This is a genomic window from Streptococcus parasanguinis, from assembly GCF_023109675.1.
Taxonomy (GTDB): Bacteria; Bacillota; Bacilli; order Lactobacillales; family Streptococcaceae; genus Streptococcus; species Streptococcus parasanguinis_I.
Window position 1 is genome coordinate 15,716 of sequence record NZ_JALDUR010000012.1, and the last position, 24,294, is coordinate 40,009.

Below are 24,294 nucleotides of genomic sequence, written 5' to 3' on the forward strand. Positions count from 1 at the left end.
TATTCTACCACAAACAAAAATAGTTTTCCACAGGCTAAATTTCATGAAATTAAATTATAGTTTTAAACTTTTCCACAAGTTGTGGATTTAAATTCACATTGTTTTTAAAAGTTATCCACAAAGTGGGGATAACTAGAGAATATCCTTATTTTTCTGCTATTTACAAAAGATTTTTATGGTGGAAAAGCTTGTCAATACAAAAAATAAAAATAACAGCCTTATTTAAGGCTGTTGATAATTCGTTGGTATTCATCAAGACTGGAAAAAGAAATTTGGATAGTTCCTTTATTTTGAGAAGAGGAGTGTATCGTCACATCTGTTCCTAATATTTTTTTCAATCGCTGTTCCTCTTCCAGTAGGAAGCTCTCTTTTGCTTTTTTATTTTTCTGTTTTCTTTTTGAACTGATCTTGCTTTCTAATGTTCGAACATTTAAATGATCCTGTTTGATTCGCTCCAACCAAAAGCGCTGCTCTTCTTCATCAAGAGGAACAAGAACACGCGCATGAGCCGAAGAAATATCATTTTGAATGACTGCTTCTTGAACAGAGGGAGCTAGATGTAACAAGCGAAGCATATTGCTGATATAGGGTCTAGATTTCCCCATAAATTGAGCGATTTGGTCGTGCTTATAGCCATGATCAACGAGCTTCTGGTAGGAGATGGCTTCTTCAATTGGATTGAGATCTTCTCGTTGAAGATTTTCAATAATGGCTTGTCGCATCATTTCTTGATCCGTTAACTCTTTAATAATCGCAGGAACAAGCTCTAATCCAGCAATTTTTGAAGCTCTAAAACGTCTTTCACCTGCAAGCAATTCAAAACCAATTATTGGAGATTTTCTGACAATAATGGGTTGAATTAAGCCATTTTCTTTGATTGACTGAGCCAGTTCTTCTAATTTTTCTTGATCAAATACTTTTCTTGGTTGGAAAGGATTGGTTCGAATGTCCTTTACCGCTATTTTTTCTAATTTTTCCATCTTATGAATAGAATAACACACCTTTACAAATTCGTAAAGGTGTGTTTACAAGTATGTCAAGAAAGTGAAAGTTAATCGCTCAGATCCTCAGTTGATTTTGTCAACTTGATAGAAGTTGTTTGTTGTTTTCCATCACGATAGAATGTGACCTTGATCGTATCATTGATTTGGTGAGAATAGAGGGCGGATTGTAAATCTGCCGTTGACTCGATATCTGTATCATCGATCTTTGTGATGACATCATAACGTTGCAATTTATCTGAAGCAGGCATATTTTCAAGTGTTGAACGAACTAGTACTCCTCCAGAGATTTTTTCAGGAAGTTTTAATTGGCTTAAATCAGAAGTTGAAAGGTTGGATAAATCCATCATTTGGATTCCAAGAGCTGGTCGAACTACTTTTCCTTTTTCTTCTAGTTGCTTGATAATATTGACAACATCATTTGCAGGAATTGCAAATCCCATTCCTTCTACTGACGTTTGTCCGTTATTTGAAATTTTACTTGAGGTAATCCCGATGACTTGTCCTTGAATATTGATTAATGGGCCTCCAGAATTTCCTGGGTTGATGGCTGCGTCTGTTTGTAGGGCGCGTGTAGAGATATTTTGTCCATTATCGGCTTTCAATTTCACATTGCGGCCTTGGCTGGAAATAATTCCTTGGGTAACAGAATTCGCATAATCTGTTCCAAGAGGGCTACCAATTGCAATTGCAGTCTCACCGACTGTTAATTGGTTTGAATCTCCGAATTCAGCTACTGCCTTTGCTTTATCCGCACTAATACGAACGACTGCAATATCAGAATAGACATCTGACCCAACTACTTCTCCGGGGACTTTATTCCCATCTGCTAAAAGAATATCTACTTTTTTAGCACCATTGATCACATGGGTGTTGGTAACAAGGTAGGCATATTTTCCTTCTTTTTTATAAATGACCCCAGAACCTTCACTAGAAATTTGTGAGTCAGAGTTTTCTTCTTTTTCAAATAACCCTTGATTCGAAGAATCAGAATAAGTAATCACAGAAACTACAGCATTTTTCACCTTGTCTACGGCCTCACTAGTTGAGGTTGTATTTTTATAAGCTGTTTTAACAGTGGTTGAGTGGACTTGCTTACTTTCAGTATTTGAAGTAGAAGAATGAGATGTTTGTAAGGTTAAAAAGGTTCCAAGAATACCACCTAGAAAACCTACAACAAAAATGAGGGCTATGTTTCCAACTTTTTTCAGTAAATTAGATGAAGATTTCATATTTTCCTCCTAAGGATATCAAATTGTCTAGAGTATAGAAAAACTTTCTTAATTATATCTTAAATAACTAAAGTTATCCACAAATTGTGGATAACTTGTAGAATTTAGTTGAGAAATGGCTTTAAAAAGGACTTTATAGAATAGATTTCCTTTCTATAGCTGTGGATTATTTGTGGAATTGAAGAATTATGCTACAATAGGGGAATGAAAATTAAATTGATAACCGTTGGAAAATTAAAAGAAAAATACTTAAAAGATGGGATCGAGGAGTATATTAAAAGGCTTGGTCGATTTGCAAAAGTAGAACAGGTTGAGTTAGTTGATGAAAAAACTCCAGATCGTGCCAGTCAACTCGAAAATCAACAAATCCTTGAAAAAGAGGGACAACGAATTCTCTCTAAGATTTCAGATAAGGAATATGTGATTGTATTGGCCATCGAAGGAAAACAATTTCCTTCAGAGAAATTTAGTCAAACGATTGACCAGATTATGATATCTGGTTATTCAAACCTTACTTTTGTTATTGGAGGCAGTCTTGGTCTGTCTCCTGAAGTGAAAAAAAGAGGAAATCTATTAATGAGCTTTGGTCAATTAACTCTTCCTCATCAGTTGATGAAATTAGTGTTGGTGGAACAAATCTATCGTGCTTTCATGATTCAACAGGGGAGTCCTTACCATAAATAACCTTGACGCTCCTTCCTTTTTCTGCTAAAATGAAGTAAGTTCGGTCTCATAGCTCAGCTGGATAGAGCATTCGCCTTCTAAGCGAACGGTCGCAGGTTCGAATCCTGCTGGGATCAAATGAGAGATGCAGCTTTTGCTGCATCTTTTCTATTATGTAAAAATGTATAAATTTTCATTATCTATTAATTTTTGTATACTTCACTATAGACAAATAGTAATGGAATGATTTATTAGGAATATTTAAAAAAAGAACCAATAATCCCTATATAGTGCAAAGTGTAGATTATATAAATTGTGTAAAATAGTTTTCATTCATGTAACAAAAACATTACAATTTTACCTATTCCCTTTAATTTTAGGCTATTTTATATTATAATTTTTTGTATATAAAATTTTATTTTTTATAATAATACTAGAGTATAATAAAATAGAAAAAACAAAGTGGGAGAGTTTGTGTGATTCAGTCATTAATCTTGTCTTTTCTCTTGGGAGGGATCATTGTTCTGACGTTTGCATTAGTGGACGAAAAAATCTATCAGGAACATCAATTTGCATTTATCTTTCTGCTGAGCACCTTTGTTCTTCTTTTTGAAAGTCTCTTAGTATTTTTAGATGTGACTTTATTTTCAAATATTCGACTCTCTGATTTAAATATGCTCTTATGGCCGGTTTATTTATATCCTTATTATCATTATGCCAATCGGACGAATCGCTTGTGCGCCATTTTTTATTCTTTTTTTACTTATTTAGCGGTTGAAGGAACAGCAACTTTTCTGACGATAATTGTCTCTTCAGTATTGGGGGATGCTGTTGTAGCAGCTTACTCGATTGTCTACAATATGTGCATTCGTTTGATTTCTTTAGGAATCATTTTGAAGTTAATTGACCTATTTGAATTTGACTTCACTCCTTTTTATGAGAAAGAATTTGAAAAATATTTAAAGAGACTCATCTGTGTCTATTTTGCTATATTTGTAGTGATTAATTTTGCTTTATGGATTAGTGAACAAGCGCAATATAAAAATTTTGGGAGTATGTTGGCAACGATTTGTTTTTTCTCTTTTGTAGTCAGCTTATTCCATATGAAAATCGAGCGAGATCAGTATCGTAAAAATTTAGAACTGGAGTATAAAGAATTTTCTGAGCAACAAATGAGTCGGTATATGGCTGAAATTCAAAGTCTCTATTCTATTGTCAGGGGATTTCGTCATGATTTGGGAAATTTAGTTATTTCTATGTCGTTAGCCATTGAGGAAGAAAATATTCCAGAAATACAGAGAATCCATAGAGAAGTATTGGAAAAAGGTTATAAAGAGATCAATACAGAAGCATTATCAGGATTCAACTTGGTCAATATCAAAGATTCTGCTTTACGAAGTATTTTGATTCGAGGCTGGTTGGATGCAAGAGATGCTGGGGTAGAAATGACCTTTGAAACGAGTGAACCAATCGAGCAACTACCAGTTGATTTATTAGATATCGTGAGAATCGTTGGGATTCTAGTGACAAACGCTTTGGAAGCTTCAAAAGAAGCAGAAGAAAAGAAAGTTCATATTGCTATTTTCTCTATTTCAAAAATTGTTTACTTAGTGATTCATAATACAACAAATGAAATCACTTTTGATATTAGAAAAATATATGAAGAAGGTTATTCAACAAAAGGAGAAAATAGAGGACTAGGATTAAATAATGTGAGAAAAATCTTAGCAAATTATGGAACGATGTTTTTAGAAACGGAATTGCAAGGAAATCGTTTTTTACAAGTTTTGAAGATTGGAGGATACGAACAAGAATGAAGATTTTTTTATTAGAAGATGAGCTCTCTCAACAGATACGGGTAGAAAAACATATTGCAGAAATTGCTAAGGAATTAGAAATTAAACTTGAAGTGATTTCTACCGGTAAAATTTCGGAATTTGAAAATTATATCCAGCATTCGGATATCCACCAATTATATTTTCTAGATATTCATATCCAAGACAATGAGTATTGTGGTCTGGAAATTGCTCAAAAAATACGAGAAGCAAATCCTTATGCCATTATTGTTTTTATTACTACAAAATCAGAATTCGCTTCGATTACCTATCGTTATAAAGTATCTGCCTTAGATTTTATTGATAAAAATTTGAATGAAGATTTATTTAGATTAAAAATTAAGGAGTGTATTGAGTACCTAACGACTATTCAAATTGGAAATGATGATTTGACAGATTATTTTGAGTATGACTTTAAGGATAAAAAGATAAAAATTCCATTTAAGGATATTCTTTATATTGAAACTGTTGGTTCGGCTTATAAATTAAACTTAGTTGGGAAAAATTTTCAAAAAGAAATTGCGGGAAGTTTATCAGATGTCTTGGAGAAAGATGTGGAGGAGAGATATTTCAGTCCCCATCAATCTTTTATCGTGAATAGAAGTATGATCATTGGAATGGATAAGAAAAAGAAACAGCTACTGTTGAAAGAAGGCTATTCTTGTCCAATCTCAAGAAGCAATATCAAACGTGCCAAAAAATTAATTGAAGAACAAAATTTAGAATTTAGTGCTTGACAATTAGTTAAATTTTGATATAATGGGATATGTTCTGTTAATGAATATATGGTCCGTTGGTCAAGGGGTTAAGACACCGCCTTTTCACGGCGGTAACACGGGTTCGAATCCCGTACGGACTATATCTCATTCCGCCATAGCTCAGTTGGTAGTAGCGCATGACTGTTAATCATGATGTCGTAGGTTCGAGTCCTACTGGCGGAGCTAGTATAGCACCCATTTGGGTGTTTTTTTGTTTTGAAAAAGGCTAGGATAATGACTATCCTAGCCTTTTATTTATAAGTGAACCGATGGTTAGATTCCTTAACTTTTTCGTCTTTTTATTTTTCTCCATTCGTAGAGGAAAAAGAGAATGATTCCAACGAAAAAGGCAATGAGTCCTTCAATGAAGCCTTGGGGAACAAATGTTAAGGTGACTGTTCCGGATCCTTTTGAAACACGAACTCCCATTAATCCTTTCTGGATGCGATGAATTTTGATAGGTTTTCCATTTTGTTTAGCTGACCAGCCTTTATCATAAGGGAGTGTAAAAATAAGGGTAGTGTCTCTATTTGCGTTATAGGCTGCTACCAATTTGTTTTTCTTTTTGTGAATAGCAACTTCTTGCTGACGAATGCTAGCGATAGCTTGTGTGTATTGGTCAAGATCCAGAGCAAAAAATTCTGGTGTATCAAAAGAGACTGTCGAATTTTCTGGAAAACTCATACGAATAGTAACTGTTTCCTCTGTGTCAAAATGGCCAATCGAAAAGAATGGAAAGGCATTATCAATGGTATAGCGTTGAGTCTGTCCATTGTAGCTGATTTCAATATCTTTTCGATCATCGTTTGAAAATTGTAAATTTGGAACATTGACATATAGTTGGCTATGGGCAGGAACCGTTACTTCATATTGAATACTTGCGTAGGAAAGATGACTATCTTCTTCAATTTTTGCAGTTTGCAACGAAGATGTAGTATTTTGTGAAGTAGGCGAGAGAATATTTAATTTCTTATAAAATTTATATTTTTCATCTGTGATTTGATGGATGAATCGTGTCTGATTATCCAGTGTCAAATTCGTAAAGGAAGTATTTTTATAAGGTTTTGCTGACAGAAAGGCGATTGGTAAGGCATATTCGTTTTCTGAAAGTGAGACTCCATTTTTGGTTGCAATCTCTTTAAATCCAAATTTTTGAACAGGTTGTTGGCTTAAATTATAGCGAACACCAAATAGACTATCCATTAAAATAGAATTGTTTTGGTATCGAAGATTGAGGTTGGTTCCTTCAGATTTAAATCCTAGTTTGTCCAATGTCGAGCTAGCATCCGTATTTCGTACAGATGAAAATTGAGAAATTCCATTATAACCATACTTCATGCTATCATTGCCCGTTTGTGGCTGTAAAATCTCAGTCCGATAATTAGAGTCTGTCTTCTCTTTTACTAAGGATTGGATGGCTTTTAAGTCTCGTTCGTAGGATGACCGAGAAGCAAATACCCATTCATTCGCAATTCCTTCCATTTGATAATAACTATTCACCGATAATTCAAAGATGGAGAAAAACAGGATCGAAAGATAGAAAAGTCTAGGCGGTATCTTTTTTAGGATAAACCCTAAACAGACCAAATAGAAAGCAATTAAAAATTCAAAAGTAACAATAAAATTGACAGCATCTAAAAATTTATAGTGACTGCTGTAAAGGACAGTTGCTCCAAATCCTAGAATAAGGAGGAAATTAGCAAGACTAAAACGAATCCAAGTGATCTCCTCTATTCGATTTAGTACTTCTCCTGCCATCAGAATAATCGTCAAAGAAAAGATCCAAGAGTATCGATGAAGAAACATATTCGGCGCGTGCATACCTTGCCAAAGGAGATCTAATAATTGAAAACGAAAACTCAAAATAAGAATGGTCAAGAGTATAAAGTAAGAAAGTTTCACGTGAAACTTGATCGACTTTACAAAGAAAAAGGTAATCGCTAAAAGAAGTGGAAATAATCCCACGTAGATCATTGGAATTGATCCATATTTAGTAGTGTCAAAACTTCCAATGAAATTTTTTGCAAATACGTCAAGATACCAACTTTTTTCTGTAAAGATACTGTCAACTTTTGAAAAACTTTCTCCATGAGTGCGTAAATCTAAGAAGGTTGGAAATAACATCACAAGGCTTGTTATAACTGATAAAAGAGATACAATCACAAAATGAAAGAAGCGTTTTCCAATTCCTTTGATGTCCCATGACAGTTGTGTCAAGTACCATAAAATAAGAAAAATAGACATCATAAACCCAAAATAATAATTTTGGATAAACAAGCTGGTTAAGCTGATAAAGTAGAGAATCTCTCCCTCATTGTAAATGAGTTTTTTAAATCCATAAAGAATTAATGGTGCTAGGATAAAAACATCTAGCCAAGTTTTTATTTCAATTTGGCTGATAGCAAAGCTCATAAGAGCAAATGATGTTGAAAGGGTAAGAAACAGGGATCTAGGAATTTTAGAAAACATTCCATGTAAACTAATATAAGTGCTTAAGCCAATAGCTCCAAATTTAAGAAGAGTGATGAGGTAAACAGCATCTGGCATGGATTGTGCATTAAAGAAGTAGATAAGAGGAGAAAAGAAACTTCCTAGATAATAACTACTGAGTGCATAGAAATTAATGCCTAATCCACTTTGAAAACTGTAAAATAGGCTATCTGTCCCGTGTAAAATATTTCGAAGTGTGGTATCAAAAATGACATACTGATGATAACCATCTCCTAATAAGGGGGATGTATCACTGTTCCAGTAGATTCCTTGTGAGAGGTAAATAAAGAACATCATGATAGCCGGAATCAGGAAGGAAGATACTATAAAAAGGGATGTTTTTAGCTTTGTTTTATTCATATATTTCTACTGAAAGAGCCTGAAATAATGATTTCAGGGCTCTTTATTTTTATGATTGGCTCCAAAGTTCTTTCACTTTTGCTTGAACTTCTTCATTTTCAAGAAACTCATCATAGGTTTCATCAATACGATCGATTACGCCGTTTTTTGAAAGAACGATAATATGGTTGGCGAGTGTTTGAATGAATTCGTGGTCATGGCTGGCAAAGATAATCGATTCTTTAAAATTCTTCAATCCATCATTCAAACTTGAGATAGACTCCAAATCCAAGTGATTGGTTGGATCATCCAGTACAAGAACATTTGACTTGAGGAGCATCAATTTAGACAACATGACACGAACTTTTTCTCCCCCTGACAAGACGTTGACAGACTTGTTAACTTCGTCACCCGAAAAGAGCATACGTCCTAAGAAACCACGAAGGAAAGTATTGTCATCTTCTTCTTTACTTGCAAATTGACGAAGCCAATCGAGAATACTTTCACCACCTGCAAAATCACGACTGTTGTCTTTTGGTAGATATGATCGACTAGTTGTAACTCCCCACTTGACAGTTCCTTCATATTCAATATCATCCATCAATGCACGGATCAAAGCGGTTGTTTGAATATCGTTCTGTCCGATAAGGGCGGTTTTGTCACCAGGACGTAAGATAAAGCTGATATTGTCAAGGATGGTTTCTCCATCAATCTTGACAGAAAGATTTTCAACTGTCAAGAGATCGTTACCAATTTCTCGTTCTGCCTTAAAGTTGATGAATGGGTACTTCCGACTAGATGGAACAATTTCTTCAAGTTCAATCTTGTCAAGCATTTTTTTACGCGAAGTTGCTTGTTTTGATTTTGAAGCGTTGGCTGAGAAACGTGCGACAAACTCTTGTAATTGTTTAATTTTTTCTTCAGCTTTTGCATTTCTATCTGCTTGTAATTTTGCTGCAAGTTCAGAAGATTCTTTCCAGAAATCATAGTTCCCGACGTAAAGTTTGATTTTTCCAAAGTCGAGATCCGCCATATGGGTGCAGACTTTATTCAAAAAGTGGCGGTCATGGGATACAACGATAACCGTATTTTCAAAATCAATCAGAAAATCTTCTAACCAGGTAATGGATTGAATATCCAATCCATTGGTCGGCTCGTCCAAAAGAAGGACATCTGGTTTACCAAAAAGGGCTTTAGCTAAGAGAACTTTCACTTTATCCCCATTGGCTAACTCGCTCATAGTTTGATAATGAAGGTCTTCTGAAATATTTAGATTTTGAAGCAATTGAGATGCTTCACTTTCTGCTTCCCATCCACCAAGTTCGGCAAATTCACCTTCAAGTTCAGCTGCACGGACACCATCTTCATCAGAGAAATCTTCTTTCATGTAGATAGCATTTTTTTCTTTCATAATGTTGTAGAGCTTTTCATTTCCCATAATGACAACATCGATGACCCGCTCGTCTTCGTAGTCAAAGTGATTTTGACGCAAAACAGACAAACGTTCATCAGGGCCAAGAGAAATATGACCAGTTGTTGGTTCAATATCTCCAGCTAAAATTTTTAAAAAGGTTGACTTTCCAGCACCGTTGGCACCGATGAGACCGTATGTATTTCCTTCTGTAAAGTTGATATTGACATCGTCAAACAATTTTCGATCACTAAAACGTAGTGAGACGTCTGATACTGTAAGCAATGATTTTCTCCTCTTTCTATAATGTCTTCATTTTACTAGAAAATAGGGGAAAATTCAACTTTTTTACTGTCAATTTGTTTTTACAATGATGTAAACGAAATTGACAGTTTAGTAAAGTGTTAATTCCTTACAAACATAGAGGATAGACTAACATTTTCAACTAGAAAGTGCTATAATGATAGGGATAACGATTAAGGAGAAGAGTATGACAAAACCCATCATTCTGACAGGAGATAGACCGACAGGAAAACTCCATATTGGCCACTATGTTGGTTCTTTAAAAAATCGCGTCTTGTTGCAAAATAAAGATGAGTATAATATGTTTGTTTTCCTAGCAGACCAGCAAGCTTTGACAGACCATGCAAAAGATCCAAAAACGATTGTAGAATCTATTGGTAATGTTGCTTTGGATTATCTGGCAGCTGGACTAGATCCTGAAAAAGTTACGATTTTCATTCAAAGTCAGATTCCTGAATTAGCGGAATTGACCATGTATTACATGAATCTAGTATCTTTGGCGCGACTTGAAAGGAATCCAACTGTAAAAACCGAGATTTCTCAAAAAGGTTTTGGTGAGAGTATTCCAACAGGATTTTTGGTATACCCTATTTCACAAGCAGCCGATATCACAGCATTTAAAGCGAATTTTGTTCCAGTAGGAAATGATCAAAAGCCTATGATTGAGCAAACTCGTGAGATTGTTCGTTCCTTTAATCATGCATACAACACAGATACTTTGGTGGAACCGGAAGGAATTTATCCTGAAAATGAAGCAGCGGGGCGCTTACCTGGTTTAGATGGAAATGCTAAAATGTCTAAATCATTGAATAATGGAATTTACTTAGCTGATGATGCGGATACTTTAAAGAAAAAAGTGATGAGTATGTATACCGATCCGGATCATATTAAAGTAGAGGATCCAGGAAAAATCGAAGGCAATATGGTGTTTCATTACCTGGATGTATTTGGCCGTCCAGAAGATTCAGCTGAAATTGCAGAAATGAAAGAACATTATCAACGTGGTGGACTTGGTGATGTAAAGACCAAACGATATCTTTTAGAAATTTTAGATCGTGAATTAAGACCAATTCGTGAAAGACGACTTGAGTTTGCAAAGGATATGGGTGAGGTCTACTCTATTCTTGAAAAAGGAAGTGAGCGCGCTCGAAATGTAGCAGCTCAAACACTGGATGAAGTAAAATCTGCGATGGGAATTACCTATTTTAAAAAATAAAACGACTTCATTAAAAGCGAACATTTCTTACTGTTCATTGATAATTTACCAATAAATGATTGACAAATTGCCATAGAATGGTATGATATTAACAATAAAAATTCGAGCCTTGCTCAAATAAAAAGAAAAGAGGATCCAGCTAATGTCTAATTGGGACACAAAGTTTTTAAAAAAAGGGTTTACATTCGATGACGTGCTTTTGATTCCAGCAGAAAGTCACGTATTGCCTAATGATGCAGATTTAAGTACACAATTAGCAAGTAATTTACGCTTGAATATCCCAATCATTACTGCTGCCATGGACACAGTGACTGAAAGTCAAATGGCAATTGCTATGGCACGTGCTGGTGGACTTGGTGTTATCCATAAAAACATGTCAATTGAGCAACAGGCAGATGAAGTACGCAAAGTAAAACGTTCTGAAAATGGGGTTATTATTGATCCGTTCTATTTGACTCCGTCTCATACAATTGCAGAAGCAGATGAGTTGATGGGACGATACCGAATCAGTGGTGTTCCTGTTGTTGAAACACTTGAAAATCGTAAATTAGTTGGTATCCTTACAAACCGGGATTTGCGTTTTATTTCTGATTACAATCAACCCATTTCAAATCATATGACAAGTGAAAACTTGGTAACTGCACCGGTTGGAACCGATTTGGAAACAGCTGAACGCATTCTACAAGAGCACCGTATTGAAAAATTACCATTGGTAGATGAAAATGGTCGTCTTTCTGGCTTGATTACAATCAAAGATATTGAAAAAGTTATTGAGTTTCCAAATGCGGCTAAGGATGAATTTGGTCGTTTGCTTGTGGCTGGTGCCGTAGGGGTTACTTCAGATACTTTTGAACGTGCAGAAGCTCTTTTTGAAGCTGGTGCAGATGCTATTGTCATCGATACTGCTCATGGACATTCTGCGGGTGTTCTTCGTAAGATTGCAGAAATTCGTGCTCACTTCCCAGATCGTACCTTGATTGCAGGAAATATTGCAACCGCTGAAGGTGCTCGTGCATTATTTGATGCAGGGGTAGACGTAGTTAAGGTCGGAATTGGTCCAGGATCAATATGTACAACTCGTGTTGTTGCAGGGGTTGGTGTTCCTCAAGTGACTGCCATTTATGATGCAGCCGCTGTAGCTCGTGAATATGGAAAAACGATCATTGCTGATGGTGGTATCAAGTATTCAGGAGATATTGTCAAAGCACTAGCAGCTGGTGGAAACGCGGTTATGCTTGGCTCAATGCTTGCAGGTACAGATGAAGCACCAGGTGAAACAGAAATCTTCCAAGGTCGTAAATTTAAAACATACCGTGGTATGGGATCTATTGCAGCAATGAAGAAAGGTTCTAGCGACCGTTACTTCCAAGGATCTGTCAATGAAGCCAATAAATTGGTTCCTGAAGGAATTGAGGGACGTGTTGCTTATAAAGGTTCTGTAGCAGATATGGTATTCCAAATGATCGGTGGTATTCGTTCAGGTATGGGTTATGTTGGTGCAGCAACCATTCAAGATTTACATGATCATGCACAATTTGTTGAAATGAGTGGTGCAGGATTGAAAGAAAGCCATCCTCATGATGTGCAAATCACAAACGAGGCTCCTAACTACTCAGCACAATAAATTTACACATTTGTAAACAAAAATAACAGCATCTTGACAATTCTGTCAAGATGCTGTTTTGATATGACCGGCTTGAACAGTGAAAATTTTCAACTCTTCAGGCAGGTCTTTTAAATGATCGAGAGTGGTCGTTGTAATAAATGTTTGAATATTATTAGAGATGGTTTCAAGTAGTTGAAGTTGACGATAATTGTCAAGTTCGCTCATGACATCGTCAAGTAATAAAATAGGCTTTTCTCTTGTGATTTCTTCCATCAATTCAATTTCTGCTAATTTTAGAGAGAGAACAACACTTCGATGCTGGCCCTGACTACCAAAGGTAGCATTCATATTATTGATAAAAAATGCCAAATCATCCCTGTGAGGCCCAATACTTGTTGTTTTCCTAAAAATATCCTTCTGACGGTTTTTTTCCAACATAGAGAGAAACTGCTCTTCTATATCATTTCCTTCTTCAGAAAAAACAGTTGACTGATATTGAATCGATAGGTCTTCTTTGTTGTCAGAAAGTCGAGTGTGTTTTTCTTCTGCTTTAGCTTCTAATTTTTTAATAAACTCAAGCCGATGATGGATGACGCGACTTCCAAAATTAGCTAGTTGTGAATCTAAGACCTCCAAAAATGTAGCATCAATTTTTTCCGAATTTTTTAGATAACTGTTTCTTTGTTTCAGTACATGGTTGTATTGAGATAAGTCGGATAAATAGAGAGGTTTCATCTGACCTAATTCAATGTCAATAAACTTTCGACGCCCTGCAGGTGATCCTTTGATCAGTTGCAAATCTTCGGGTGCGAAAAGGACAACATTCATATGGCCAATATAGTTTGATAATTTGGCTTGTTTCAAATGATTTACCTTAGTTATCCGACCTTTTGGTGTCAAGGAAATTTCTAATGGAAGGGGACCAGTTTCTCTTTGCAATTGACCAGAAACTTTAAAATCGGTGGATTCAAAATAGATGAGATCTCTATCATTTCGTGTTCGATGACTTCTGGTTAAAGCTAGAAAATAAATTGATTCGAGAATATTGGTCTTTCCTTGAGCATTTTGACCTAGGAAAATATTTAATCCAGGATGAAACTCGACTTCTAGTTCTTGATAATTACGAAAATGTTGAATGGATAAGTGTTTTAACCACATTAGGAGATACCAGGAAAGCGAATTGCTTTTTCTTTTTTGTTAGTCTTTGTCGGTTGTTTCTTTTGTTGTTGATTGAGTTGCTTGACAAGTTTAGCAACACGTTCCTTTTCTTCCTTCTCTTTAAGATGTTCTTCTATTTCTTCTTGAGAAGGTTCAAGAATGGTGATAGTCATGCTCAGTTCAGGAATGTCAATCTGATCATTGACACGAAGTTTACGGCCTCTCCGTTGTTCTAATTCACCATTCACAAAGACTTCTTTTTCTTGAAGAAAGGCTTTGATTGCACCACCACTCTGTATAATGCCGAGTTCTTTTAAGATTGCTTGTAATGTAATAAAGTCATCAAATAATTTGTAATTCATAGTTCACCTCTTTGCGTGTTATTATACCATATTTTTAGTTTTTCTAGGGTAGAGAATGTTGAGTGATTTGAGGAGCTTTTTCACAGTTTGAATTAGGATTTTAGTGTGATTTCGTGTTATAATGAAAGTTACTATTGAGTAGAACGAGGATGAAAATGGAATTAGTAAAGGGCGTGAATCTTCACTTTCTTCAATCAAAAAAATTTAAAACCAATAAAATTAAGGTCCGTTTTTCATCACCATTAGATGAAAATACCGTGGCTGCGCGTGTTTTAGTAGCCTGTATGATGGAAACTGCAAATCAAAAATATCCAACTTCACAATTATTCCGTGAAAAATTAGCGAGTCTATATGGGGTAGAATTGTCAACCTCAGTCTCTAAGAGGGGGCGTGTTCATTATGTTGATTTGAATATTTCCTTTGTGCGCGATGACTTTTTGAGCAAGAAAAATGTTCTTACGGATGAGGTTTTGGACATTATAGAAACTATCTTCTTTTCACCTTTGGTAGTAGAAGATCACTTTGACAGTGATACATTTGACGTTGAAAAGAAAAATACGATTTCCGATTTGGAGTCAGAAATTGAAGAGCCTTATTATTATGCACATGGGCAATTGAATCAACTATTTTTTGAAGACGAAACAATCGGGATGTCAAGATTGGGGAAAGTTGATTTAGTGAGACAAGAAACAGCTCAAAGTTCTCTTGAACAGTTTCATCAGATGCTCCAATTAGATAACATTGACTTCTTTTTCATAGGTGACTTTAATGAGGTCGCTATTGTGGATCGAGTGAACCAGTTTGAATTCAAGCCACGTGATAACAATTTGTCTGTCACCTATCAACAACCTTTTACAAATGTTGTAAGAGAAAAGTTAGAGCAAAAACAAAACCAACAATCTATTTTAGAATTAGGTTATCATTTTTCTACCCAGTATGGAGAATCTCTCCATATCCCTCTAGTTGTATTAAATGGGATGCTGGGAGCTTTCTCGCATTCGAGACTTTTTCAAATAATACGTGAGAAAGAAGGCCTTGCTTATACTATCTCAAGCCATTTTGATATTTTTACAGGCTTCATGAGAGTTTTTGCAGGTATTGATAAGGAATCTCGTACGAAAGTAATGACCTTGATTATGCGACAGTTGAATGATTTAAAACGAGGCAAGTTTACAGAGTCAGAGCTTCAATTGACAAAAGAAATGTTGGTGAATACGACCTTATTAGCACAGGATCGGCAAAATACCTTGATTGAAAGGGAATATCTGAAAACGATCCTAGGAAAGAAAGTCCTTTCTTTAGAAGAGTGGTTAGAGTCCATCGATAAGGTTAGTAGAGAAGAAATTATTGAAGTGGCAAAAACAATTAATTTACAGTCTGTTTATTTTATGGAAGGAAAGTAGTGTAAAGATTGAAAATTAAAGAAAAATATTATGAATCAGTTGGTGAGCAAGTTTACTTTACACGCTTGTCAAATGGGTTGACTATTCATTTAATTCCCAAAGAAGATTATTATGAAACCTATGGAATAATCACAACTAAGTTTGGCTCAGTGGATACACGAATTCTAGTGAATGGTGATGAAAGGCAATATCCTGCAGGAATTGCTCATTTCCTAGAACACAAAGTATTTGAAGATGAAAATGGTCAAGATTATTTAAAAAAATTCGTTCATTTAGGATCGGAAAGTAATGCCTTTACAAGCTTTACAAAGACAAGTTATCTTTTCTCAACAACTTCAAAAGTCCCTGAGAATATTCAATTGTTATTGGAGATGGTTTCAAAGGCTTCCTTTACAGAAAAATCTGTATCTAAGGAAAGAGAAATCATTCAACAAGAAATTGGAATGTATCAAGATAGTCCAGACTATCGATTATTTTTTGGTGCTTTAGAAAATTTATATCCTGGAACACCGTTAGCAGATGATATTGCTGGGACTAGGGAGTCTATTTCCAACATTACAATAGATAATCTCCGTGAAAACTTTGATCTATTCTATCATCCCTCTCAAATGCACTTATTAGTGATCGGAAACTTTGATGTTGATGAAGTATTGCAAGTAGTAAAGAAATATGATCTAGTTCCTCCTCATCCATCTGTGGAGTTAGAACGTTTTCCTGTAGAAAAAAATGAAGTAAGATTGAATCAATCTTGTAGAATGGAAGTTGCTACTCCGAAGTTGGCAATTGGAATTCGAGGAAATGATATCATTAAGAAAGAGGAAAAATTTCGTTATAAATTGATGTTGAAATTACTATTTTCGATGATGTTTGGTTGGACTTCGCAACGGTTTCAAAGTTTATATGAAGCTGGGAAGATTGACAACTCATTGACACTTGAAGTCGAGGTTGAGGAATTATTTCATTTCGTTATTTTGACAATGGATACTCAAGAACCGGTGTCCTTATCTCATCAATTTAGGTCAGCAATCAAACAATTTGAGAAGGATCCAGATGTCAATCAGGAACATTTGGATACGATTAAAAGCGAAATGTTTGGTGATTTCTTACAAGGTTTAAATTCGCTTGAGTATAGTGCCACTCAGTTTGAATATTTTTCAGACGGTAGCACTTCTTATGATCTTCCAAAGATTTTACAAGGTATTAGTTTACAAGATATCATCAAATTAGGGCGTCAGTTCATCGAACGGGCTGAGATGGTTGACTATATGATTTTTCAAAAGTAGTAAACAATGTATCAAGAAGGGGAAACATGAAGAAGAGAACGATTGGTCAAGTGTTAAGACTGTCAAGAGTAAATTTACACTTAAGTTTACAGGATGTGTCAAATAAGACAGCTATTGAAATTCCTTATATAGAAGCGTTGGAAAACGATGAGTTTGATCTATTACCGAGTCCCTTTTACGCTCAGATCTATCTTAAAAAATTAGCATGGGCTTTGGGATTAGATGAGTCCATCCTATTGACAGCTTTTCGTGAAGGAAAAGAATTGTTATTTGATGAAGAGATACTTGTAGATGACGAAGAGCTTCATTCAAGAAAATTAAGACAGAAAGCGAGCTGGTTACCAATCCTGTATTATCTACTAGTTAGTTTTGTCATTCTTGGTTTTGTGATTTATATCGTATATTTTTATGAGTTTACAGCATCTGTAAAATAGATGTAAAGATAGTTTATTTTTTGGAGGAAGTATGAAAAAAGAAAATATTCCTAATGCATTGACATTAATTCGGGTTGTGATGATTCCTATTTTTATTGCCATTTTAAGTTTAAGTCACTCTTACTTAGGACATATTGTAGCGGCAGTTATTTTTGCAATTGCTAGTATTACAGATTATTTAGATGGCTTTCTTGCACGAAAATGGAATGTAGTGAGTAATTTTGGTAAATTTGCCGATCCAATGGCAGATAAATTATTGGTCATGTCAGCCTTTATCATGATGATTGAATTAAAAATGGTTCCTGCTTGGATTGCAGCCGTTATCATTTGTCGTGAGTTAGCTGTTACTGGTTTGCGTCTTCTACTTGTTGAGACAGGTGGTACAGTTCTTGCTGCAGCCATGCCTGGAAAAATTAAAACCTTTAGCCAAATGTTTGCCATTATCTTTTTGCTTTGCCATTGGACTCTTCCAGGGCAAGTGTTGCTTTATATTGCATTGATTTTCACAATTTATTCTGGTTACGACTACTTTAAGGGAAGTAGCTATCTCTTTAAAGACACATTTAAATAAATGAAACAGATGATTGAGCTAAAAAATGTATCCTTTCGATACGATAAAACAGTAGAAGAGTATCAAATTGACACGGTTTCGTTTCACGTGAAACAAGGAGAGTGGCTTTCGATTGTTGGACACAATGGTAGTGGGAAATCTACAGTTGTACGCCTGATTGATGGTCTTTTGGAAGCTGAGTCTGGTGAGATTTACATTGATGGAAAACAACTGACTCGTGAAACCATATGGGAAATCCGTAGTAAAATTGGGATTGTATTTCAGAATCCTGATAACCAATTTGTTGGTGCGACAGTAGAAGATGATGTTGCCTTTGGTTTAGAAAATCAAGGAATTCCACGGGAAGAAATGTTTCAACGTGTGGAGAAGGCTATTGAGCAAGTTGGTATGCTGGAGTTTAAAGATCGCGAACCATCTCGTTTGTCAGGTGGTCAAAAGCAACGGGTGGCTATAGCAGGTATTATCGCCTTGAGACCAACTATTATTATCCTTGATGAAGCAACTAGTATGTTAGATCCAGAAGGTAGAGAGGATCTAATGGCGGTAATGAGAGAACTTCAGAAAAAATTTCAATTAACAATTATCTCCATTACCCATGATTTAACCGAAATTGCCTTAAGTGATCGAACACTCGTGTTTCAAAAAGGAAAACTAGAGTCTTCTATGACGCCGCGGGAATTGTTTTCAAGAAATGACCTCAATGAGATTGGACTAGATAAGCCTTTTAGTAAGCAGGTTCAAGAATCTCTCAGCTCGCATTTTCCGCTAAAACAGGATTATCTAACAGAAAGTGAGTTATTAGACCAATTATGGGAATCTCTTTAAAGAATGTCTATTATACTTATCAAGAGGGAAGTCCTTTTGAAGGGCAGGCGCTTTCTGATATTAGTTTGGAAATAAAAGATGGATCTTATACAGCCATTATCGGACATACTGGTAGTGGCAAGTCTACTTTGTTGCAATTACTAAATGGTTTACTGCGTCCGACTAAAGGAACGATTCAATTTGAAGATTTTGTTTTAGATAATCATTCTGAGCCAAAAGAAATGAAGTACCTGAGAAAAAAGGTTGGTTTGGTTTTTCAATTTCCAGAAAGTCAGCTGTTTGCAGAAACCGTTCTAGCTGATGTAGCCTTTGGACCACAGAATTTTGGGGTACCTAAGGACAAAGCGGAGGAAATAGCCAAAGAAAAATTAGCGATCGTTGGTTTAGAAGAGTCTATCTATGATAAAAGTCCATTTGAACTATCTGGTGGACAGATGAGACGGGTTGCGATCGCAGGTATTTTAGCTATCGAACCAGAGATTTTAGTATTGGACGAGCCAACAGCAGGTCTAGATCCTGCTGGAAGAAAGGAATTGATGGCGCTGTTTGAGACATTACATAAAAATGGGATGACCCTAGTTCTGGTAACTCATACGATGGATGATGTAGCAAATTTTGCTGATACTGTATTTGCTTTAGAAGCGGGAAAACTTGTCCTAAACGGATCCCCAAGGGAAGTGTTTCAACAGGTTGAGTATTTACAAAAACTTCAATTAGGAGTCCCACAAATTACGAATTTTGCTCTTCAATTGAAACGAAGAGGACTTCCTCTGGACAGACTACCAATCAAAATTGAGGAACTAAAGGAGCTGTTACTTCATGAATAATATGATTTTGGGAAGGTATATTCCTGGAAACTCCATTATCCACCAACTAGATCCTCGTGGGAAGTTGCTGTCAATGTTTTTATTCATATTTCTTCTGTTTTGGGCAAATAATATCCAGACAAATGTTCTTCTCTTTGGTTTTATTTTTGTTTTAATGTATCTAACGAGGATTTCGGTTAGTTTTTATATTAAAGGTTTAAAATCAATGATTTTTATCATTGCTTTTACAACCATTTTTCAATTATTTGCGACCTCTCAAGGAACTATTTTGTATCAATGGTGGTTTTTTAAATTAACCGACCAAGGATTGATGCAAGCCGCCATCATATTTTGTAGATTTATTTTAATCATTTTTTATTCGACGATTTTAACCGTGACGACGACACCATTGAGTTTAGCAGATGCTGTTGAAAAGATCCTCACACCACTAAAAATTATTAAAGTTCCAGCACATGAGATTGGGTTAATGCTATCTATGAGTTTGCGCTTTGTTCCAACTTTAGTGGATGATACGAATCGAATCATGAATGCGCAAAGGGCGCGTGGTGTTGATTTTGGTGAAGGAAATCTATTAAAAAGGATCCGTTCCTTCATTCCGATTCTCATTCCTTTGTTTGCCTCAAGTTTTAAACGCGCAGATGCATTAGCAATTGCGATGGAAGCGAGAGGGTACAAAGGCGGTGAAGGACGAACACGCTATCGGACTCTGCAGTGGGGAGTAAAAGATACCCTGGCATTGCTCGTTATTCTGTGCCTCATGTTGATAGTTTTTTATCTAAAAAATGGATAGAGCTAGTTGTATTGGTTCAAAAATAAGGAAAAAGCGCTATACAAAGCGCTTTTTACATTAAATTCACATATTCTTGTAACATTTGTAATATATTCTACAATAAACTGTAACATTTTGTGTGTATGATAGAATTATGTTCGAAAGGAGAATAGAATTCATGAACAGTAAAAAGTTCCAATGGACAGTCACTTCCCTACTTTCAGCAGCATCACTTTTCATTTCTGGTATTGCTACAGTGAATGCTGAAACTTACGAAGTGAAGTCTGGAGATACTCTATCAAAAATTGCACTAGAAAATAACACTTCAGTAGAAAATATTATTGCATCTAACAATCTGACCAATGAAGATTTGATCTATGCAGGACAAATTATTGAGTTAGGTGAGCGTTCAAAATCTATGATTGATAAAGTTGCTCCACAAGAGCAAGCAAAACCTGCTGAAAGTGCAACTACAGCAACTGCACAAACTGCTCAAAAACAAACAACTTATGCAGCAAATGCTGCAGTGACTTCTGCACAATCAACAAATGGTGGAATTGTTCTATCAAATGGGAATACTGCTGGAGAACAAGGATCTTATGCAGCTGCTCGTATGGCTGAAATGACTGGTGTACCTGCTTCTACTTGGGAAGCAATTATTGCCCGTGAATCAAATGGTCAAGTAAATGCAGCAAATGCTTCTGGTGCCAGTGGTTTGTTCCAAACAATGCCAGGTTGGGGTTCAACTGCAACAGTTGATGATCAAATCCAGGCTGCATACAATGCATATAGCTCACAAGGTTTATCAGCTTGGGGTTATTAAAAAAATAGGTTTACAACTTGTAAACCTATTTTTTTAATGTCTCAAGAATGTCAAGTGGAGAGTGACAAATAAAATCTGGTGAGTAAAGAAGTAGCTCTTCAAGATCTCCAAATCCCCAAGTGACGGCCATGGTTTTTATGCCAACTGTTTGACCTCCAATGAGGTCAAATTTTGTGTCTCCAATAATCACTGTCTCCTCTTTTGGAAGGTCATTGCTTGACAAGGCGTATCGAATGACATCGGCTTTGTGGATACGATCTGAATTTGATCCATAAATTCCTTTAAAGTATTTATCGATACCTAAATCTTGACACATCTGTAAAGCAACTGGTTCATGTTTTGAAGTAGTTACATAAAGAGGAATGTTTTCGTCTTGTAATGCTTTCAAAGCTTCTACTATCTGAGGAAACAGAGTTGATTTGTATTGACCTTTTTCATGATAATACTGGCGATAGATCATCACTGCTTGATCTACCAAAGTTTCAGGAAGGGTAGCTTCAAAACTAGAAATCAAAGGTGGTCCCATAAAACTACGGATAGTTTTGAGATCGGGTTGAGGAACCTTCAAAGTATCGAATGTATGTTGAAAGCTCTCTGTAATTCCCTTGGAACTGTCAACTAATGTTCCATCTAAATCAAAAAATAAGGCTTGCATGTTATTCTCCAAATATCTCTTTTTGTAATCTACGTCCGGTTGGTGTTGCTGCCAATCCTCCTTCAGCTGTTTCTCTAAAGGCAGTCGGAAGACTAGATCCAACTTGGTACATGGCGTCAATCACTTCATCAACAGGTATTTTTGATTCAATACCTGCTAAGGCCATATCAGCAGCAATGAAGGCATAGCTAGCTCCCATTGCGTTCCGTTTAACACATGGAACTTCCACGAGTCCTGCTACTGGATCACAAATGAGCCCAAGCATGTTTTTGATGACAAAACAGACTGCTTGACTCGCTTGATAAGGAGTTCCCCCAGCAGCTAGTGTCAATGCTGCTGCACTCATAGCTGAAGCAGAACCAACTTCTGCTTGACAACCACCTTCTGCACCTGAAATAGAAGCATTATTTGCGATCACTAAACCAAAAGCTCCAGCTGTCAGTAGAAAATCTAATTGTTGCTGACGGTTTAACCCTAATTTTTGAGTTGCTGCAGTGAGAACTGCGGGGAGGCAGCCAGCAGATCCTGCAGTGGGTGTTGCGCAGACCAGTCCCATCTTAGCATTGTGTTCGTTGACAGCAATAGCATTCTTCGCTGCGGTTAGGACGGTCAAGTCAGATAACGTTTTTCCTGATTTGATATAGCGATCTAATTTTGCGGCATCCCCACCGGTTAACCCACTACGAGAGTGGTTTTCATTTAACCCTAACTTTACAGAATCAATCATCACTTCTAAATTACGGGTCATTAATCGTAGGACTTCTTCTCGTTCACGACCGGTTAGTTCAAATTCAGTTGCAATCATTAACTCTGCGACGTTTCCTTCGTATTGTGTGCTTGCTTGTTCTACGAGGTCTACAATTGAATAAAACATATGAACTCCTTATTTGAAAAAGTTGACATTATGAAGATGAGGAATTTTACGGATATCTTCGATCGCTGCTTCACAACTTCTTGAGTCAACTTCTATAATCATAATCGCTTTTTCTCCAGCTTTTTCCCGTGTTACATTCATTTGTGCAATGTTAATATCATAGCGAGAAAGAGCTTCTGTCACATGAGCGATCATTCCAGGGACGTCCTGGTGAACAATGATAATGGTTGGAGTATTCATATTTAGCGAGATGGCAAAGCCATTTAACTCAGTAACCTGTATGTTCCCACCACCAATTGAGATTCCAGTGACAGAAATCGTTTTATGATCATTTTTAACAGTAATAGTCGTTGTATTTGGGTGAGGAGCATTGCTTTCTTTTTGAATAGACCAAACAATCCGAATGCCTCGTTCATGTGCAATTTTTAGACTATCTGGGATTCTAGGATCATCTGTGTCCATTCCTAAGATGCCCGCTACTAAGGCTAAATCTGTTCCATGACCACGATAGGTTTTGGCGAAGGAATTAAATAATTGGAACTCAACTTCTTTTGGTTCCTCTCCAAAGATAGAAGAAACAATTTTACCAATTCGAACAGCACCTGCAGTGTGACTACTGGATGGGCCGATCATCACAGGTCCAATAATATCAAAAACTGATTGGAATTTTAAAGAGTTCATGCTCTGCTCCTTTGTGATCACTTTACTTCATTATATCAGATATGGCTGATGATTTCTTCTATTTTTCCCGAAATATCTGAGAAATCTTAAAGGGGGCTTAAAGCATTTATATTATCCTGGATTTTTAGTATTTCTAACATCTGACTGAAATATTTGACACATTATTTCAATAAATATGAAATATTTCTTGTGTAGTATAGAGGTATACCAATAAAGGAGTACATAATAATGAATAAAAAACAAATGATGAAACGAATTATTGGACTTAGTTTACTTGCAGGACTTTTCCTTCCAATTGTAGCGAATGCAGATTCTTATACTGTAAAATCAGGTGATACTTTATCAGCTATTGCTAAAGAGAAGAACACAACGGTTGATGCGATTGCTAAGAAAAATAAGATTAGTAACGTGAATCTCATCTCAGTTGGTCAAGTTCTTGAGATTGAAGATGCAAATACAACGCAGAAAACCACGGAGCAAGCTCCTGCTAGTAAAACTGATACTACACAAGCAACAACTACTGTCTCTGCTTCAGATGGCTTGAGTGCGGAAGATGCAGCTGCTAAGGAATGGATTGCCCAAAAAGAGTCAAGTGGTAGCTATACAGCACAAAATGGCCAATATTATGGCCGTTACCAATTGACTATCACTTATTTGAATGGTGATTTATCACCTGCAAACCAAGAAAAAGTAGCCAATCAATATGTTGTCAACCGTTATGGATCATGGTCAGCAGCTAAAAATTTCTGGTTGGCAAATGGCTGGTATTAAATTC

23 protein-coding genes and 3 tRNA genes are annotated in these 24,294 nt (G+C 36.1%); 17 read left to right on the plus strand and 9 right to left on the minus strand.

What is annotated here, in order from left to right; genetic code table 11:
* Nucleotides 1-218 precede the first annotated feature (218 nt).
* Both M1G14_RS08430 and htrA read right to left on the minus strand, forming a co-directional pair.
* Nucleotides 219-980, minus strand: coding sequence for a ParB/RepB/Spo0J family partition protein (locus M1G14_RS08430; RefSeq protein WP_049495811.1), 762 nt, complete (start codon nucleotides 978-980; stop codon nucleotides 219-221).
* Between the two features lie 71 nt (nucleotides 981-1,051).
* The gene (gene htrA, locus M1G14_RS08435) at nucleotides 1,052-2,233 is read right to left on the minus strand and encodes a serine protease HtrA (protein WP_021154166.1); all 1,182 of its coding nucleotides are present in this window, start codon (nucleotides 2,231-2,233) and stop codon (nucleotides 1,052-1,054) included.
* A 204-nt stretch (nucleotides 2,234-2,437) separates the two neighbouring features.
* On the opposite strand from htrA, the gene rlmH reads away from it, so the two are divergent.
* The 6 genes from rlmH (at nucleotide 2,438) to M1G14_RS08465 (ending at nucleotide 5,672) form a co-directional block, all read left to right on the plus strand.
* The gene (rlmH, locus tag M1G14_RS08440) at nucleotides 2,438-2,917 is read left to right on the plus strand and encodes a 23S rRNA (pseudouridine(1915)-N(3))-methyltransferase RlmH (RefSeq protein ID WP_049523089.1); all 480 of its coding nucleotides are present in this window, start codon (nucleotides 2,438-2,440) and stop codon (nucleotides 2,915-2,917) included.
* Between the two features lie 42 nt (nucleotides 2,918-2,959).
* A tRNA-Arg gene (locus tag M1G14_RS08445) sits at nucleotides 2,960-3,033 on the plus strand.
* Nucleotides 3,034-3,372: 339 nt separating this feature from the next.
* Nucleotides 3,373-4,713: a sensor histidine kinase gene (locus M1G14_RS08450; RefSeq protein ID WP_021154164.1), complete on the plus strand. Its 1,341-nt coding sequence runs from the start codon at nucleotides 3,373-3,375 to the stop codon at nucleotides 4,711-4,713.
* Nucleotides 4,710-5,468: a response regulator transcription factor gene (locus tag M1G14_RS08455; protein ID WP_003009229.1), complete on the plus strand. Its 759-nt coding sequence runs from the start codon at nucleotides 4,710-4,712 to the stop codon at nucleotides 5,466-5,468. Before M1G14_RS08450 ends, M1G14_RS08455 begins: the two co-directional genes overlap by 4 nt.
* 50 nt (nucleotides 5,469-5,518) lie before the next feature.
* A tRNA-Glu gene (locus M1G14_RS08460) sits at nucleotides 5,519-5,590 on the plus strand.
* An 8-nt stretch (nucleotides 5,591-5,598) separates the two neighbouring features.
* Nucleotides 5,599-5,672 (plus strand) — tRNA-Asn (locus tag M1G14_RS08465).
* Nucleotides 5,673-5,771: 99 nt separating this feature from the next.
* Here the strand turns inward: M1G14_RS08465 and M1G14_RS08470 are convergent.
* Complete coding sequence (locus M1G14_RS08470) at nucleotides 5,772-8,339, minus strand: YfhO family protein (RefSeq protein WP_247926519.1); 2,568 nt, start codon at nucleotides 8,337-8,339, stop codon at nucleotides 5,772-5,774.
* Between the two features lie 49 nt (nucleotides 8,340-8,388).
* Entirely contained in the window at nucleotides 8,389-10,014 is a 1,626-nt protein-coding gene (locus tag M1G14_RS08475) for an ABC-F family ATP-binding cassette domain-containing protein (RefSeq protein WP_021154160.1), read from the minus strand.
* A gap of 205 nt (nucleotides 10,015-10,219) precedes the next feature.
* Between M1G14_RS08475 and trpS the strand changes: the two genes are divergently transcribed.
* A complete protein-coding gene (gene trpS / locus M1G14_RS08480) occupies nucleotides 10,220-11,248 on the plus strand; it encodes a tryptophan--tRNA ligase (protein WP_021154159.1) in 1,029 nt (342 codons plus the stop codon).
* A gap of 142 nt (nucleotides 11,249-11,390) precedes the next feature.
* Nucleotides 11,391-12,872 (plus strand): IMP dehydrogenase, encoded by a 1,482-nt coding sequence (gene guaB / locus M1G14_RS08485; RefSeq protein ID WP_003009220.1) that lies wholly within the window; start codon nucleotides 11,391-11,393, stop codon nucleotides 12,870-12,872.
* 45 nt (nucleotides 12,873-12,917) lie between these two features.
* Here guaB and recF read toward each other — a convergent pair whose 3' ends face one another.
* Together recF and yaaA are read right to left on the minus strand one after the other, a co-directional pair.
* Nucleotides 12,918-14,012 (minus strand): DNA replication/repair protein RecF, encoded by a 1,095-nt coding sequence (gene recF, locus M1G14_RS08490; protein WP_024054764.1) that lies wholly within the window; start codon nucleotides 14,010-14,012, stop codon nucleotides 12,918-12,920.
* Nucleotides 14,012-14,374, minus strand: coding sequence for a S4 domain-containing protein YaaA (yaaA, locus tag M1G14_RS08495; RefSeq protein WP_024054765.1), 363 nt, complete (start codon nucleotides 14,372-14,374; stop codon nucleotides 14,012-14,014). The genes recF and yaaA overlap by 1 nt, the downstream gene beginning before the upstream one ends.
* Nucleotides 14,375-14,529: 155 nt before the next feature.
* On the opposite strand from yaaA, the gene yfmF reads away from it, so the two are divergent.
* From yfmF to M1G14_RS08535, 8 genes are all read left to right on the plus strand, one after another.
* A complete protein-coding gene (yfmF, locus tag M1G14_RS08500) occupies nucleotides 14,530-15,777 on the plus strand; it encodes an EF-P 5-aminopentanol modification-associated protein YfmF (RefSeq protein ID WP_049522633.1) in 1,248 nt (415 codons plus the stop codon).
* A gap of 8 nt (nucleotides 15,778-15,785) precedes the next feature.
* Complete coding sequence (yfmH, locus tag M1G14_RS08505) at nucleotides 15,786-17,060, plus strand: EF-P 5-aminopentanol modification-associated protein YfmH (protein WP_024054767.1); 1,275 nt, start codon at nucleotides 15,786-15,788, stop codon at nucleotides 17,058-17,060.
* A 26-nt stretch (nucleotides 17,061-17,086) separates the two neighbouring features.
* A complete protein-coding gene (locus M1G14_RS08510) occupies nucleotides 17,087-17,494 on the plus strand; it encodes a helix-turn-helix domain-containing protein (protein WP_023919990.1) in 408 nt (135 codons plus the stop codon).
* A 31-nt stretch (nucleotides 17,495-17,525) separates the two neighbouring features.
* The gene (gene pgsA, locus M1G14_RS08515; protein ID WP_003009208.1) at nucleotides 17,526-18,065 is read left to right on the plus strand and encodes a CDP-diacylglycerol--glycerol-3-phosphate 3-phosphatidyltransferase; all 540 of its coding nucleotides are present in this window, start codon (nucleotides 17,526-17,528) and stop codon (nucleotides 18,063-18,065) included.
* Nucleotides 18,066-18,890, plus strand: coding sequence for an energy-coupling factor ABC transporter ATP-binding protein (locus M1G14_RS08520; protein ID WP_021154153.1), 825 nt, complete (start codon nucleotides 18,066-18,068; stop codon nucleotides 18,888-18,890).
* Nucleotides 18,875-19,717, plus strand: a complete 843-nt coding sequence (locus M1G14_RS08525) for an energy-coupling factor transporter ATPase (RefSeq protein WP_021154152.1) — start codon at nucleotides 18,875-18,877, stop codon at nucleotides 19,715-19,717. Before M1G14_RS08520 ends, M1G14_RS08525 begins: the two co-directional genes overlap by 16 nt.
* Nucleotides 19,710-20,507, plus strand: coding sequence for an energy-coupling factor transporter transmembrane component T family protein (locus tag M1G14_RS08530; RefSeq protein WP_024054768.1), 798 nt, complete (start codon nucleotides 19,710-19,712; stop codon nucleotides 20,505-20,507). The genes M1G14_RS08525 and M1G14_RS08530 overlap by 8 nt, the downstream gene beginning before the upstream one ends.
* Before the next feature lie 157 nt (nucleotides 20,508-20,664).
* Nucleotides 20,665-21,309, plus strand: a complete 645-nt coding sequence (locus M1G14_RS08535; protein ID WP_021154150.1) for a LysM peptidoglycan-binding domain-containing protein — start codon at nucleotides 20,665-20,667, stop codon at nucleotides 21,307-21,309.
* A 25-nt stretch (nucleotides 21,310-21,334) separates the two neighbouring features.
* Here the strand turns inward: M1G14_RS08535 and M1G14_RS08540 are convergent, their stop codons facing one another.
* The 3 genes from M1G14_RS08540 to sdaAB are packed head-to-tail and all read right to left on the minus strand — an operon-like array spanning nucleotide 21,335 to nucleotide 23,519.
* Nucleotides 21,335-21,964 (minus strand): HAD hydrolase-like protein, encoded by a 630-nt coding sequence (locus M1G14_RS08540; protein ID WP_049522615.1) that lies wholly within the window; start codon nucleotides 21,962-21,964, stop codon nucleotides 21,335-21,337.
* Between the two features lies 1 nt (nucleotide 21,965).
* Entirely contained in the window at nucleotides 21,966-22,838 is an 873-nt protein-coding gene (sdaAA, locus tag M1G14_RS08545; RefSeq protein ID WP_003002222.1) for an L-serine ammonia-lyase, iron-sulfur-dependent, subunit alpha, read from the minus strand.
* A gap of 9 nt (nucleotides 22,839-22,847) precedes the next feature.
* Nucleotides 22,848-23,519, minus strand: a complete 672-nt coding sequence (gene sdaAB, locus M1G14_RS08550) for an L-serine ammonia-lyase, iron-sulfur-dependent subunit beta (protein WP_003002135.1) — start codon at nucleotides 23,517-23,519, stop codon at nucleotides 22,848-22,850.
* A gap of 228 nt (nucleotides 23,520-23,747) precedes the next feature.
* Here sdaAB and apf point away from each other — a divergent pair, with 228 nt between their 5' ends.
* Entirely contained in the window at nucleotides 23,748-24,290 is a 543-nt protein-coding gene (apf, locus tag M1G14_RS08555; protein WP_003009194.1) for an aggregation-promoting factor, read from the plus strand.
* The last annotated feature ends 4 nt before the right edge of the window (nucleotides 24,291-24,294 follow it).

Bases quoted from the DNA above. Each gene is read 5' to 3' on its own strand.
- M1G14_RS08430 (WP_049495811.1), bottom strand. From the start codon at position 980: ATGGAAAAATTAGAAAAAATAGCGGTAAAGGACATTCGAACCAATCCT.
- htrA (WP_021154166.1), bottom strand. From the start codon at position 2,233: ATGAAATCTTCATCTAATTTACTGAAAAAAGTTGGAAACATAGCCCTC.
- rlmH (WP_049523089.1), top strand. From the start codon at position 2,438: ATGAAAATTAAATTGATAACCGTTGGAAAATTAAAAGAAAAATACTTA.
- M1G14_RS08455 (WP_003009229.1), top strand. From the start codon at position 4,710: ATGAAGATTTTTTTATTAGAAGATGAGCTCTCTCAACAGATACGGGTA.
- M1G14_RS08470 (WP_247926519.1), bottom strand. From the start codon at position 8,339: ATGAATAAAACAAAGCTAAAAACATCCCTTTTTATAGTATCTTCCTTC.
- trpS (WP_021154159.1), top strand. From the start codon at position 10,220: ATGACAAAACCCATCATTCTGACAGGAGATAGACCGACAGGAAAACTC.
- guaB (WP_003009220.1), top strand. From the start codon at position 11,391: ATGTCTAATTGGGACACAAAGTTTTTAAAAAAAGGGTTTACATTCGAT.
- recF (WP_024054764.1), bottom strand. From the start codon at position 14,012: ATGTGGTTAAAACACTTATCCATTCAACATTTTCGTAATTATCAAGAA.
- yaaA (WP_024054765.1), bottom strand. From the start codon at position 14,374: ATGAATTACAAATTATTTGATGACTTTATTACATTACAAGCAATCTTA.
- yfmF (WP_049522633.1), top strand. From the start codon at position 14,530: ATGGAATTAGTAAAGGGCGTGAATCTTCACTTTCTTCAATCAAAAAAA.
- M1G14_RS08510 (WP_023919990.1), top strand. From the start codon at position 17,087: ATGAAGAAGAGAACGATTGGTCAAGTGTTAAGACTGTCAAGAGTAAAT.
- pgsA (WP_003009208.1), top strand. From the start codon at position 17,526: ATGAAAAAAGAAAATATTCCTAATGCATTGACATTAATTCGGGTTGTG.
- M1G14_RS08520 (WP_021154153.1), top strand. From the start codon at position 18,066: ATGAAACAGATGATTGAGCTAAAAAATGTATCCTTTCGATACGATAAA.
- M1G14_RS08525 (WP_021154152.1), top strand. From the start codon at position 18,875: ATGGGAATCTCTTTAAAGAATGTCTATTATACTTATCAAGAGGGAAGT.
- M1G14_RS08530 (WP_024054768.1), top strand. From the start codon at position 19,710: ATGAATAATATGATTTTGGGAAGGTATATTCCTGGAAACTCCATTATC.
- M1G14_RS08535 (WP_021154150.1), top strand. From the start codon at position 20,665: ATGAACAGTAAAAAGTTCCAATGGACAGTCACTTCCCTACTTTCAGCA.
- M1G14_RS08540 (WP_049522615.1), bottom strand. From the start codon at position 21,964: ATGCAAGCCTTATTTTTTGATTTAGATGGAACATTAGTTGACAGTTCC.
- sdaAA (WP_003002222.1), bottom strand. From the start codon at position 22,838: ATGTTTTATTCAATTGTAGACCTCGTAGAACAAGCAAGCACACAATAC.
- sdaAB (WP_003002135.1), bottom strand. From the start codon at position 23,519: ATGAACTCTTTAAAATTCCAATCAGTTTTTGATATTATTGGACCTGTG.
- apf (WP_003009194.1), top strand. From the start codon at position 23,748: ATGAATAAAAAACAAATGATGAAACGAATTATTGGACTTAGTTTACTT.